A 12,791-nucleotide genomic window follows, 5' to 3' on the forward strand; every position below is an offset into this window, starting at 1 on the left:
GGGCCCGGTGGGCGCGGTCTCCCTCGGGCGCCGCGCCCCGGCGGGGCCGCGGCCGGCGGCGGGGCCCCCGATGCGGTGAACGGGCTCGTCAAGGCCGCGTCAAGATCGCCCATCGGGGCGTCAGGAGGCCGTCAGGGCCGGCTGTCCGGGGCCGCACGGGGAGTCTCATGACGAGGTGAGCCCGCGTCCGCGGGCCCGTCCGTCCGGTCTTCCTGGGGAGCATGCGATGGCCGATGTGGCTTTCGTCGTCACCGTTCTCGCGGTGTTCGCGCTGGTGGTTCTCGTCGCCAGGGCGGTGGCGAAGCTGTGAGCGCCGAGAACGCCGCCGGGCTGGGCGTGGCCGTCCTGCTGCTGGTCTATCTCGTCCTCGCGCTGATCTTCCCGGAGAGGTTCTGAGGACCGATGAGCACCGCACTCGCCGACGTCCTCCAACTCTCCGTGCTTCTCGCCGCGCTGGCCCTGGTCCACCGTCCCTTCGGCGACTACATGGCCCGCGTCTACACCTCGACGCGGCCGCTGCGCGCCGAGCGGTGGATCTACCGTGCGATCGGCGCGGACCCCGGCGTCCAGCAGCGCTGGCCCGCGTATCTGCGGGGCCTCCTGGTCTTCTCCGCCGTCTGCGTCCTGTTCCTCTACGCGCTCCAGCGGCTCCAGAACCGGCTGCCGCTCTCGCTCGGCTTCCCGCCGGTCTCCCCGGACCAGTCCTTCAACACCGCCGCGTCCTTCGTCTCCAACACCGACTGGCAGTCCTACGCGGGCGAGAGCACCATGGGGCACCTCGTGCAGACGGGCGGCCTGGCGGTGCAGAACTTCCTCTCCGCCGCGGTGGGCATGGCGGTGGCCGTCGCGCTCGTACGGGGCTTCGCCCGCTCCGGCACGGGCGAGATCGGCAACTTCTGGGCGGACATGGTGCGCGGCGTCGTCCGCGTCCTGCTGCCGGTCGCGACGCTCGCGGCCGTCGTCCTGGTCGCCGCGGGCGCGGTGCAGAACGTCGCCTCCCCGCAGGAGATCACCACGGTGACCGGTGCCACGCAGCACCTTCCCGGGGGAGCGGTGGCCTCCCAGGAGGCGATCAAGGAGCTGGGCACCAACGGCGGAGGCTTCTTCAACGCCAACTCGGCCCACCCGTACGAGAATCCGAACGCCCTGACCAATCTCTTCGAGGTCTTCCTGATCCTCGTCATCCCCTTCTCCCTGCCGCGCACCTTCGGGACGCTCGTCGGCAGCGCACGGCAGGGGTACGCGATCGTCGCCGCGATGGGCCTGATCTGGCTGGGCGCGGTGGTCGCGGTCACGGTGCTGGAGACGGCGCACCCCGGCGCCGCGGCGCAGGCCGCGGGCGGAGCGATGGAGGGCAAGGAGGCCCGCCTCGGGGAGGGTTCGTCCTCGCTGTTCGGCGTCTCCGCCACGATGACGTCGACGGGCGCCGCCGACTCCGCGTACTCGTCGTTCTCCGCGCTCGGCGGCGGGGTGCTGCTGCTGGGCATGATGCTCGGCGAAGTGGCGCCCGGCGGCGTGGGATCGGGGCTCTACGGCATGCTGATCATCGCGGTCGTCGCCGTCTTCGTCGCGGGGCTGATGGTCGGCCGTACGCCGGAGTACCTGGGCAAGAAGATCCGCCCCCGCGAGATGAAGCTCGCGGCCTGCTACATCCTGGTCACTCCCGCCCTGGTGCTGGGCTTCACCGGAGCCGCCATGGCGCTGCCCACGCCGCGGCGCTCGATGCTCGGCTCCGGGCCGCACGGCTTCTCCGAGGTGCTGTACGCCTACACCTCCGGGTCGAACAACAACGGCAGCGCCTTCGCCGGACTGAGCGCCGACACCCCGTGGTTCAACACCACGATCGGGCTGGCGATGCTGCTGGGACGGTTCCTGCCGATGGTCTTCGTGCTCGCCCTGGCGGGGTCGCTCGCCGGGCAGCGCCCCGTGCCCGAGAGCGCCGGGACGTTCCGTACGAACAAGCCGCTCTTCTCCGGGCTGCTCGTGGGCGCCGTGACGATCGTCGCCGGGCTGACCTTCTTCCCCGCCCTGGCGCTCGGGCCGCTCGCGGAGGGTCTGTCGTGACCATACGCACCTCCCGCACCGCCACCCCGTCCTCAGCACACTCCGGGAACGAAGCGGAGGGTTCCGCCCCCATGTCGAGCGTCAACGCTCCCGCCCCCACGGGCCGGCAACAGAGCACTCCCGCGGGGCTGTTCGAGCCCCGGCGGCTGCTCGTGTCGCTGCCCGCCGCCCTGCGCAAGCTCGATCCGCGGCTGATGGTCCGCTCGCCGGTGATGTTCGTCGTCGAGGTCGGCTCCGTCCTGACGACCGTGCTCGCTCTCGTGGACCCCGGCTGGTTCGCCTGGTCCATCGCGGTGTGGCTGTGGCTGACCGTCGTCTTCGCCAACCTGGCGGAGGCCGTCGCCGAGGGACGCGGCAAGGCGCAGGCCGACACGCTGCGCCGTGCGCGGACGGACACGGTCGCGCGGCGCGTCCCCGCTGCGGACTCCGGCGCCGAAGAGCCCGTCCCCGGCAGCGAGTTGCGGATCGGCGACCTGGTCGTCTGCGAGGCGGGCGACACGGTCCCGGGCGACGGCGACGTCGTCGAGGGCGTCGCCAGCGTCGACGAGTCGGCCATCACCGGGGAGTCCGCGCCGGTGATCCGCGAGTCCGGCGGCGACCGCTCCGCCGTCACCGGCGGCACGAGGGTGCTCTCCGACCGGATCGTGGTGCGGATCACCGCCAAGCCCGGCGAGACCTTCCTCGACCGCATGATCGGACTCGTCGAGGGCGCCGCCCGGCAGAAGACGCCCAACGAGATCGCCCTGAACATCCTGCTCGCCTCGCTGACGATCGTCTTCCTGCTGGCCACCGTCACGCTCCAGCCCTTCGCGCAGTACGCGGGCGCCGAGCAGTCGATGACCGTACTGACCGCGCTGCTGGTCTGTCTGATCCCCACGACGATCGGCGCGCTGCTCTCGGCGATCGGCATCGCCGGCATGGACCGGCTCGTCCAGCGCAACGTGCTGGCCATGTCCGGACGGGCGGTGGAGGCGGCCGGCGACGTCACGACGCTGCTGCTGGACAAGACCGGCACCATCACCCTGGGCAACCGGGAGGCCGCCCGGTTCGTGCCGCTCGGCGGTACCGACGCCACCGAACTCGCCGACGCCGCACAGCTCTCCTCGCTCGCCGACGAGACCCCCGAGGGCCGCTCGGTCGTCGTGCTGGCCAAGCAGCAGCACGGGCTACGGGCCCGCGACGAGGGCGAGTTGGGCAACGCCGAGTTCGTCCCGTTCACCGCGCAGACCCGGATGAGCGGCGTCGACGTGACGCAGGACGGCCGCGTCCACCGCGTACGCAAGGGAGCCGCCGAGTCCGTGACCGCGTGGGTCGCCGAGCGCGGCGGCACCGTACCGGACGACGCCCGGCGCACCGTGGAGGAGATCGCCGCCTCGGGCGGAACCCCGCTCCTCGTGGCGTCCGAGAACGGCGGCGCCGCCCGCGTCCTGGGCGTCGTCCACCTCAAGGACGTGGTCAAGCACGGCATGCGCGAACGCTTCGCCGAACTGCGCAGCATGGGCATCCGCACCGTGATGATCACCGGCGACAACCCGCTGACCGCACGCGCCATCGCCGACGAGGCGGGCGTCGACGACTTCCTCGCCGAGGCCACCCCCGAGGGCAAGATGGCCCTCATCCGGCAGGAGCAGGGCGAGGGCAAGCTCGTCGCGATGACCGGCGACGGCACCAACGACGCCCCGGCCCTCGCCCAGGCCGATGTGGGCGTGGCCATGAACACCGGCACCTCGGCCGCCAAGGAGGCCGGGAACATGGTCGACCTCGACTCCAATCCCACGAAGCTCATCGAAATCGTCGAGATCGGCAAGCAGTTGCTCATCACCCGCGGTGCGCTGACGACGTTCTCGCTCGCCAACGACGTCGCGAAGTACTTCGCGATCATCCCCGCGATGTTCGTCACCGCCTACCCCGGTCTGGAGGCCCTCGACGTCATGCGTCTCTCCAGCCCCCAGTCCGCGATCCTCTCCGCCGTCGTCTTCAACGCGCTGGTGATCGTGGCGCTGGTGCCGCTCGCCCTGCGGGGCGTGCGCTACCGGCCGATGAGCGCCGACGGCATGCTCCGCCGCAACCTCGGGATATACGGACTCGGCGGTCTCGTCGCCCCGTTCATCGGCATCAAGCTCATCGACCTGCTCGTCTCCCTCGTCCCCGGGACCGGATCATGAACACCGCCGTACGCAACACCGCACGCCTCGCCGCGGCCGTCCTGCGGGCGCTGCTCGTCCTCACCCTCGTCACCGGCGTGCTCTATCCGCTGCTCGTCACGGGGATCGCCCAGGCCGCCTTCCCTCACAAGGCCGACGGCTCCGTCGTACGCAGCGACGGCCAGGCCGTGGGCTCGACGCTCATCGGGCAGACCTGGAACACGCGGGACGGCGGGCCGGACCGCCGGTGGTTCCAGCCGCGGCCGTCGGCGAGCGCGTACGACCCGCTGGCCTCCGGTGCCTCCAACCTCGCCGCGACCAGCCCGAAGCTCACGAGGCAGATCGAGGCGCGGAAGAAGCGGATCGCCGCCTTCAACCACGTCCCGCGCTCCGCCGTACCGCCCGACGCGGTCACCGCCAGCGCCTCGGGCCTCGACCCCGACATCTCGCCCGCCTACGCGCGGATCCAGACCGACCGGGTCGCCCGCGCACGCGGCCTCGACCCGGCCGACGTCCGCGCACTGGTCCGCCGGCACACCCAGGGACGCGAGGCCGGCTTCCTGGGGGAGCCCGTCGTCGACGTCCTCGAACTCAACCTCGCCCTGCGCGACCTGCACCGCTGACGCGCCCCGTACGACGCCCGTACGACGATCCGGAAGACAATGGAGCCATGGCCCGCGGCACACTGCGCATCTACCTGGGAGCCGCCCCCGGAGTCGGCAAGACCTACGACATGCTCTCCGAGGCGCACCGCCGTCTGGAGCGCGGCACCGACGTGGTCGTGGGCTTCGTCGAGTGCCACGGACGCCCCCGCACCGAGGTGCTGCTGCACGGTCTGGAGATCCTGCCGCGGCGCGACGTCACCCACCGCGGCGCGCACTTCACGGAGATGGACCTCGACGCCGTGCTCGCCCGCGGCCCCGCCGTCGCCCTCGTCGACGAGATGGCGCACACCAACGTCCCCGGCTCCCGCAACGCCAAGCGGTGGCAGGACATCGAGGAGCTGCTCGACGCCGGCATCACCGTGATCTCCACCGTCAACATCCAGCATCTGGAGTCGCTGGCAGACGTCGTGGAGTCCATCACCGGCGTACGGCAGCAGGAGACCGTCCCCGACGACGTGGTGCGCCGCGCCGACCAGATCGAACTCGTCGACATGTCGCCGCAGGCGCTGCGCAGACGTCTCGCGCACGGCAACGTCTACGGCGCCGACAAGATCGACGCCGCCCTCTCCAACTACTTCCGGCCCGGCAATCTCACGGCCCTGCGCGAACTCGCCCTGCTGTGGACCGCCGACCGTGCCGACGAATACCTCCAGCAGTACCGCGCCGAGAAGGGCATCTCCCAGCCCTGGCCCGCCCGCGAACGCATCCTCGTCGGCCTCACCGGCGGCCCCGAGGGACGCACCCTGATCCGCCGGGCGGCCCGCGTCGCCGCCAAGGGCTCCGGCAGCGAGATCCTCGCCGTCTACGTCTCCCGCAGCGACGGCCTCACCTCCGCCTCGCCGGAGGAACTCGCCGTCCAGCGCACCCTGGTGGAAGACCTCGGCGGCACCTTCCACACCGTCCTCGGCGACGACGTCCCCGAGGCGCTCCTCGAATTCGCCCGCGGCGTCAACGCCACACAGATCGTGCTGGGCACCAGCCGCCGCAAGTCCTGGCAGTACGCCTTCGGACCCGGCGTCGGAGCCACCGTCGCCCGGGAGTCCGGGCCCGACATCGACGTGCACATCGTCACTCACGAGCACGCGGCCAAGGGGCGGGGACTGCCGAGCGCCCGGGGAGCACGTCTCGGGCGCGCCCGTACCGTCGCCGGCTGGCTGGCCGGCACCGCCGGGCCCGCCCTGCTCTCGCTGCTGCTCACCGCGGCGGGCCCCGGACTGGGCTTCGCCAACGAGATGCTGCTCTTCCTCACCCTGACGGTGACCGCGGCCCTGCTGGGCGGCATCCTGCCCGCGTTCGTCTCCGCCGTCGTCGGCTCCCTGCTGCTGAACTTCCTCTTCGCCGCCCCCACCCACACCTGGACGGTCTCCGACCCGCAGAACGCCCTGGCCATCGTGATCTTCGTCGTGGTCGGGATCGCCGTCGCGTCCGTCGTCGACCTCGCCGCACGGCGTACGCACCAGGCCGCCCGGCTGCGCTCCGAGGCCGACATCCTCAGCCACCTCGCGGGCAGCGTGCTGCGCTCGCCGACGAAGGAGGGCGAGGAGAGCGAACTGACCGTGCTGCTGGAGAGCGTGCGGGAGACCTTCGGCATGGAGTCCGCCGCGCTGCTGGAGCGCACCGGCGACCGCGGCCGGTGGAGCCGCCAGGGCAGCGTCGGGCCGGACCCCGCCCGCAGCCCCGACGACGCCGACGTGGACGTACCCGCCGGGGAGACCACGACCCTCGCGCTGCGCGGCAGGGTGCTGCCCGCCGAGGACCGCCGCGTCCTCGGCGCCTTCGCCGCCCAGGCCGCCGTCGTCCTGGAGCGCGGGCGGCTGATCGGCGAGGCCGAACGGGCCCGCCGCCTGGAGGAGACCGACCGCATCCGCACCGCCCTGCTGGCCGCCGTCTCCCACGATCTGCGGACGCCGCTCGCCGCCGTCAAGGCGTCCGTGACCTCGCTGCGTTCGGACGACGTCGCATGGTCGGACGCGGACGAGGCCGGACTGCTCGCCGCCATCGAGGAGGGCGCCGACCGGCTGGACCATCTCATCGGCAATCTGCTCGACATGAGCAGACTCCAGACCGGAGCCGTCACCCCGCTTCTGCGCGAGACCGACCTCGACGAAGTCGTCCCGCTCGCCCTCAAAGGCGTGCCCGAGAACGCCGTACGGCTCGACATCCCCGAGACCCTGCCCATGGTCACCGCCGACCGGGGACTGCTGGAGCGCGTCGTCGCCAACGTCGTCGAGAACGCCGTCAAGTACAGCCCCGAGGACGCACAAGTGCTGCTCGCCGCCAGCGCGTTCGGCGACCGCGTCGAACTGCGCACCATCGACCGGGGCCCCGGCGTACCCGACGCCGGCAAGGAACGCATCTTCGAGCCCTTCCAGCGCCACGGCGACGCCCCGCGCGGCGACGGCGTCGGACTCGGCCTCGCCGTCGCCCGCGGCTTCGCCGAGGCCATGGGCAGCACCCTCACCGCCGAGGACACCCCCAGCGGCGGTCTCACCATGGTGCTGACGCTGCCGACCGCCCCCGGCAGAGCGCCCGTTCAGCCCGACCTCCCCGCGGAGGCCACCTCATGACCGGTTCCCGGGCGGCCGCCGCGCAGCAGGAGCCCGCGGGCCGCATGCCGCGTGTGCTCGTCGTCGACGACGAACCGCAGCTCGTCAGAGCGCTGACGATCAATCTGCGGGCCCGCAAGTACCGGGTGGACGGCGCCCACGACGGCGCCACCGCCCTCCAACTCGCCGCCGCCCGCCGCCCCGACGTGATCGTCCTCGACCTCGGACTGCCCGACATGGACGGCATCGAGGTCATCGAGGGGCTGCGCGGCTGGACCCGCGTCCCGATCATCGTGCTCTCCGCGCGGCACACCTCGGACGAGAAGGTCGACGCCCTCGACGCCGGTGCCGACGACTACGTCACCAAGCCCTTCGGCATGGACGAGTTCCTCGCCCGGCTGCGCGCCGCCGTACGCCGCGCCGCACCGGCCGACGCGGAGGAACTCGTCGTACGCACCGACACGTTCACCGTCGACCTGGCGGCCAAGAAGGTCGGACGGGACGGCGCCGACGTCCGCCTCACCCCGACCGAGTGGCACGTGCTCGAAGTCCTGGTACGCAACGCGGGACGGCTTGTCACCCAGGTGCAGTTGCTGCACGAGGTGTGGGGACCGGCGTACGGGACGGAGACCAACTATCTGCGCGTCTACATGGCCCAGCTCCGCCGCAAGCTCGAACGGGACCCCGCCTATCCGCGGCATCTGATCACCGAGCCGGGCATGGGTTACCGCTTCGAGCGGTGAGCGGTGAGCGGTGAGCGGTGAGCGGGAGCCGGGCGGGGGCAGCGGCAGCGGCACCGGCACGCGGGTGCACCGCCGCGCTGCACAAGGTTGCAACAGGCCCGCAACACTGCGCTGTTGACCGACCGCGCCGGGTGCGCGGAGCATCGGACGGAGGGACGCGCCGCGATCCGGCGGAGCCGTCCGCGCAGGCGAGGGGAGTCGCGATGCAGCGCCGCGAGCAGACGGACGCGTCCGCCGCCGACCTCCCGGCCGTCCCGGTCGTCCCGGTCCGCGGGGTGCTTCTGACCGTGCGGCTCCACGTCGATCTGCGGCGTGTGTGCAGCGCCGTCTGTCGCGGCTGACCGGCACCGCTGCCTTTCAGCACGCCGTACCCGAGCACGTCGCCCACAGCGCGCCGCGTCCGCGCCTGCCCCGCCCTCGCGTTCATCTCCCGTCCCTCCGGGATCCCTTCGCGTACCCACGGCTCACGGCCATGACCCAGGGAGACCACCGATGTCCGTCCCCGCCGCCGCGAACACGCCCGCCCCGTGACCCCGGCATCCGCGTCAGCATCCTCCTCGCCGCTGCATCTCGCCGTCGCCCTGGAGGGCACCGGCTGGCATCCCGCGTCCTGGCGTGCCGAACAGGCCCGTCCCCGTGAGCTGTTCACGGCCCGGTACTGGGCGGACCTGGTCGCCGAGGCCGAGCGCGGGCTGCTCGACTTCGTGACCTTCGAGGACGGGCTCGGCCCGCAGTCCTCCGACCCGTACGCCCCGGACGGCCGCACCGACCAGGTCCGCGGGCGGCTGGACGCCGTCCTCGTCGCCGCCCGCGTCGCCCCGCTCACCCGGCACATCGGCCTGGTGCCGACCGCGGTGGTCACCCACACCGAGCCGTTCCACCTCTCCAAGGCGATCGCCACCCTCGACTACGCCGCCACCGGCCGTGCGGGCCTGCGGGTGCGCATCAGCGCCCGCCCCGACGAGGCCGCGCACTTCGGCCGCCGTACGGTGCCCGAACTCGGCTCCGTCGTACGCGGCTCGCGCGGCGACCCGGCCCAACAGGCGGCCGTGGACGAGCTGTTCGAGGAGGCCGCCGACTACGTCGAGGTCGTCCGCCGACTCTGGGACAGTTGGGAGGACGACGCGGAGATCCGCGACGCCGCCACCGGCCGCTTCATCGACCGGCACAAGCTGCACTACATCGACTTCCAGGGGCGGCACTTCAGCGTGAAGGGCCCCTCCATCACCCCGCGTCCGCCGCAGGGACAGCCCGTCGTCACGGCCCTCGCCCACGGCGACGCCGGCTACCGGCTACAGGCCCGCCAGACCGACGTCGCCTACGTCACCCCGCAGGACGCGGCCGAGGCGCGGGACGTCGTCGCACGGATCCGCGGCGAACAGGAGGCCGCCGGACGCGCTGCCGAACCGCTGCACGTCTTCGGCGACTTGACCGTCTTCCTGGACGAGGAACCGGGGGCCGCGACGGACCGGCGCGCACGGCTCGACGCCCTCGACGGATCCCCGTACCGCGGCGACGCCCGCGTCTTCGCCGGCAGCGCCGTCCAACTCGCCGATCTGCTCCAGGAGTTGCGGTCGGCGGGGCTGAGCGGATTCCGGCTGCGTCCGGCGGTGCTCGGCCACGACCTTCCGGCGATCACCCGGAGCCTCGTCCCCGAACTCCAGCGCCGGGGCGTCTTCCGCCGTGCGTACGAGGCGGACACCCTGCGCGGACTGCTGGGCCTGGCCCGCCCGCTCAGCCGTTACGCCGCACAGCGCGGCGGGCGGCGCGGCGAGCAGCACACGTCCGGCGCGTCATCGGCCGCCGGGGCCGGAGCAGGGGCCGGAGCCGGTGCCGGAGCGAGCGGAAGGGACGCCACGGCATGAGCAAGCCGCTGAAGCAGGTACACCTGGCGGCCCACTTCCCCGGTGTCAACAACACCACCGTGTGGAGCGACCCGGAGGCCGGCAGCCATATCGAGTTCGAGTCCTTCGCGCACTTCGCACGCACCGCCGAACGCGCCAAGTTCGACTTCCTCTTCCTCGCCGAAGGGCTGAGACTGCGCGAACACGGCGGCGCCATCTACGACTTGGACGTCGTCGGCCGCCCCGACACCTTCACCGTCCTCGCCGCGCTCGCCGCCGTCACCGACCGCCTCGGCCTGACCGGCACCATCAACTCCACCTTCAACGAGCCCTACGAGGTGGCCCGCCAGTTTGCCAGCCTCGACCATCTCTCCGGCGGACGCTCCGCCTGGAACGTCGTCACCTCCTGGGACGCCTTCACCGGCGAGAACTTCCGCCGCGGCGGCTTCCTTCCGCAGGAGGAGCGCTACTCGCGCGCCGAGGAGTTCCTGTCCACCGCGAACGAACTCTTCGACTCCTGGCGGGGCGACGAGATCGTCGCCGACCAGGCCGCCGGCGTCTTCCTGCGCGACGCGAAGGCCGGGTCCTTCGTCCACACCGGACAACACTTCGACATCCACGGCCAGTTCAACGTCCCCCGCCCGCCGCAGGGCCGCCCGGTCATCTTCCAGGCCGGCGACTCCGAGGAGGGACGCGAGTTCGCCGCGTCCGACGCGGACGCCATCTTCAGCCGGTACGCCTCGCTGGAGGAGGGCCGTGCCTTCACCGCGGACGTCAAGCGGCGGCTGCCCAAGTACGGCCGTGAACCAGGGGAGTTGCTCATCCTGCCCGCCGCGACCTTCGTCCTGGGCGACACCGACGAGGAGGCGCGGGAACTGGCCCGGGAGGTGCGCCGCCAGCAGGTCAGCGGCGCGACCGCCATCCGGCATCTGGAGTTCGTATGGAACCGGGACCTGTCCGCGTACGACCCGGACGGGCCGCTCCCCGACATCGACCCGCTGCTCGGAGAGCACCGCGTCGCCCGAGGCCGGGCCCAGGTGCGGATGTACCGGGATCCGCTGGCCACGGCCCGTGAGTGGCGCGAACGCGCCGCCGCCAACGGCTGGTCCATCCGCGACCTCGTCATCGAGACCGGCAACCGGCAGAGCTTCGTGGGCTCACCGGCCACCGTCGCGCGGACCATGGAGGAGTTCGTACAGGCCGACGCCGCCGACGGGTTCATCCTCGTCCCGCACATCACCCCCGGCGGTCTCGACGCCTTCGCCGACAAGGTCGTACCGCTGCTCCAGGAACGGGGCGTCCACCGCACCGAGTACGAGGGCCCGACCCTGCGCGACCACCTCGGCCTCGCCCATCCGGACGGGGCCCGCGTGGGCGGTACGGGGAGGCGTACGGCCTCGTGAACGCCCCCTGGCCGCCCGCCCGTTGGGACCCCTCGCCGCTCACGCCGCCTCTCGTCGTCGTCCTTGCCGCCCTTGCTGCCCTCGTCGTCTCCGATGTCCTCGCCGATCTCTGAGGAGCCCGTCCGTGTCCATTCCCCTCGGGGTGCTCGATCTCGTACCGATACCGTCCGGGTCGACGGCGGCCGACGCGCTGCACAACTCCGTCGAACTGGCCCGCCAGGCCGAGCACTTGGGCTACTCCCGCCACTGGTTCGCCGAGCACCACCTCAACCCCGGCGTCGCCGGGACGTCTCCCGCGGTCGTGCTGGCCCTCACCGCCGCCGCGACGTCCACCATCCGGCTGGGTTCGGGCGCCGTACAGCTCGGGCACCGTACGGCGCTGTCCACGGTGGAGGAGTTCGGCCTGGTGGACGCGGTGTATCCGGGGCGTCTCGACCTCGGGCTGGGCCGCTCGGGCGGGTCTCCGCGGACGGGAAAGGGCACGGGCGCGGAGTCCGCCGCGTCGCCGCCCGGCCGGCACCGGACCCCGAACGGACTGCTCATCCCCGAGCGCTTCTCCTTCGAGAACCTGCTCGGCTCGCCCCGGATCGCCTTGCAGCGCACGCTCCTTCAGCTTCCGGGCGCCCAGTCGCAGGAGTACGGCGAGCAAGTCGCCGACATCCTGGCCCTGTTGGAGGGCACCTACCGCTCACCGGACGGCGTCGAGGCGCACGTCGTACCGGGTGAGGGCGCCGAGGTGGAGGTGTGGATCCTGGGCAGCAGCGGCGGACGCAGCGCCGAGGTCGCGGGCGCACGCGGTCTGCGCTTCGCCGCCAACTACCACGTCAGCCCGGCCACGGTGCTGGAGGCGGTGGAGGGCTACCGTGCCCACTTCCGGCCCTCCCGGTTCCTCGACGAGCCGTACGTCAGCGTCTCGGCGGACGTCGTCGTCGCCGACGACGACGCGGCAGCGCGCGAACTGGCCGCCGGATACGGCCCGTGGGTGCGCAGCATCCGCACCGCGGAGGGCGCCATCGAGTACCCGACGCCGCGGCAGGCACGCGCTTATGAGTGGACCGACGCGGACCGCGCGCTCGTCCGGGACCGCGTCGACACCCAGTTCGTGGGCTCGCCCGCGCGGGTCGCCGACCAACTGGAACAGCTCCAAGAGGCCACACACGCCGACGAGTTGCTCGTCACGACCATCACCCACGACCACGCGGACCGGGTCCGCTCGTACGCGCTGCTCGCGGAGGAGTGGCACCGCCGGGGGCTTCTGCCGAAGCCGGAGTGAGGGGCGAGGGCATGCGGCGGGCCGGAGCCGGGTGCCCGGTGCTCCCGTGGCGGTGGCCCAACCGATCCCCGTACAAGGGCAGTTGCGGGCGGGCGGGCGGGCGTACGTC

The 12,791-nt window shown here is 72.5% G+C and carries 10 protein-coding genes; all 10 read left to right on the top strand.

Annotation, left to right across the window (positions count from 1 at the left end; translation table 11 throughout):
- Nucleotides 1–175 precede the first annotated feature (175 nt).
- The 10 genes from AN218_RS38785 to AN218_RS19070 all read left to right on the top strand — a co-directional run bounded on the left by AN218_RS38785 (nt 176) and on the right by AN218_RS19070 (nt 12,682).
- Nucleotides 176–310 carry a hypothetical protein gene (locus AN218_RS38785; protein WP_275936985.1) on the top strand — a complete coding sequence of 45 codons (135 nt, stop codon included), beginning with the start codon at nt 176–178 and terminating at the stop codon, nt 308–310.
- Nucleotides 307–396 (top strand): K(+)-transporting ATPase subunit F, encoded by a 90-nt coding sequence (gene kdpF / locus AN218_RS19030; RefSeq protein WP_070018086.1) that lies wholly within the window; start codon nt 307–309, stop codon nt 394–396. Before AN218_RS38785 ends, kdpF begins: the two co-directional genes overlap by 4 nt.
- Nucleotides 397–402: 6 nt before the next feature.
- The gene (gene kdpA, locus AN218_RS19035) at nt 403–2,064 is read left to right on the top strand and encodes a potassium-transporting ATPase subunit KdpA (RefSeq protein ID WP_070018087.1); all 1,662 of its coding nucleotides are present in this window, start codon (nt 403–405) and stop codon (nt 2,062–2,064) included.
- A 71-nt stretch (nt 2,065–2,135) separates the two neighbouring features.
- The gene (gene kdpB / locus AN218_RS19040; protein WP_070018092.1) at nt 2,136–4,229 is read left to right on the top strand and encodes a potassium-transporting ATPase subunit KdpB; all 2,094 of its coding nucleotides are present in this window, start codon (nt 2,136–2,138) and stop codon (nt 4,227–4,229) included.
- A complete protein-coding gene (gene kdpC / locus AN218_RS19045; protein WP_070018088.1) occupies nt 4,226–4,831 on the top strand; it encodes a potassium-transporting ATPase subunit KdpC in 606 nt (201 codons plus the stop codon). Before kdpB ends, kdpC begins: the two co-directional genes overlap by 4 nt.
- 47 nt (nt 4,832–4,878) lie before the next feature.
- Complete coding sequence (locus AN218_RS19050; RefSeq protein ID WP_070018089.1) at nt 4,879–7,440, top strand: sensor histidine kinase; 2,562 nt, start codon at nt 4,879–4,881, stop codon at nt 7,438–7,440.
- Nucleotides 7,441–7,484: 44 nt separating this feature from the next.
- Nucleotides 7,485–8,162 carry a response regulator gene (locus AN218_RS19055; protein WP_070018093.1) on the top strand — a complete coding sequence of 226 codons (678 nt, stop codon included), beginning with the start codon at nt 7,485–7,487 and terminating at the stop codon, nt 8,160–8,162.
- 527 nt (nt 8,163–8,689) lie between these two features.
- The gene (locus tag AN218_RS19060; RefSeq protein ID WP_079132336.1) at nt 8,690–10,027 is read left to right on the top strand and encodes an LLM class flavin-dependent oxidoreductase; all 1,338 of its coding nucleotides are present in this window, start codon (nt 8,690–8,692) and stop codon (nt 10,025–10,027) included.
- Nucleotides 10,024–11,409 carry an NtaA/DmoA family FMN-dependent monooxygenase gene (locus AN218_RS19065; protein ID WP_070018090.1) on the top strand — a complete coding sequence of 462 codons (1,386 nt, stop codon included), beginning with the start codon at nt 10,024–10,026 and terminating at the stop codon, nt 11,407–11,409. Before AN218_RS19060 ends, AN218_RS19065 begins: the two co-directional genes overlap by 4 nt.
- A gap of 124 nt (nt 11,410–11,533) precedes the next feature.
- Entirely contained in the window at nt 11,534–12,682 is a 1,149-nt protein-coding gene (locus tag AN218_RS19070) for an LLM class flavin-dependent oxidoreductase (RefSeq protein WP_070018091.1), read from the top strand.
- Nucleotides 12,683–12,791: the final 109 nt, after the last annotated feature.

Source organism: Streptomyces nanshensis (genome assembly GCF_001751255.1).
GTDB classification, from domain to species: Bacteria; Actinomycetota; Actinomycetes; order Streptomycetales; family Streptomycetaceae; genus Streptomyces; species Streptomyces nanshensis_A.

Bases quoted from the DNA above. Each gene is read 5' to 3' on its own strand.
- AN218_RS19055 (WP_070018093.1), top strand. From the start codon at position 7,485: ATGCCGCGTGTGCTCGTCGTCGACGACGAACCGCAGCTCGTCAGAGCG.
- kdpC (WP_070018088.1), top strand. From the start codon at position 4,226: ATGAACACCGCCGTACGCAACACCGCACGCCTCGCCGCGGCCGTCCTG.
- AN218_RS19050 (WP_070018089.1), top strand. From the start codon at position 4,879: ATGGCCCGCGGCACACTGCGCATCTACCTGGGAGCCGCCCCCGGAGTC.
- AN218_RS19065 (WP_070018090.1), top strand. From the start codon at position 10,024: ATGAGCAAGCCGCTGAAGCAGGTACACCTGGCGGCCCACTTCCCCGGT.
- kdpA (WP_070018087.1), top strand. From the start codon at position 403: ATGAGCACCGCACTCGCCGACGTCCTCCAACTCTCCGTGCTTCTCGCC.
- kdpB (WP_070018092.1), top strand. From the start codon at position 2,136: ATGTCGAGCGTCAACGCTCCCGCCCCCACGGGCCGGCAACAGAGCACT.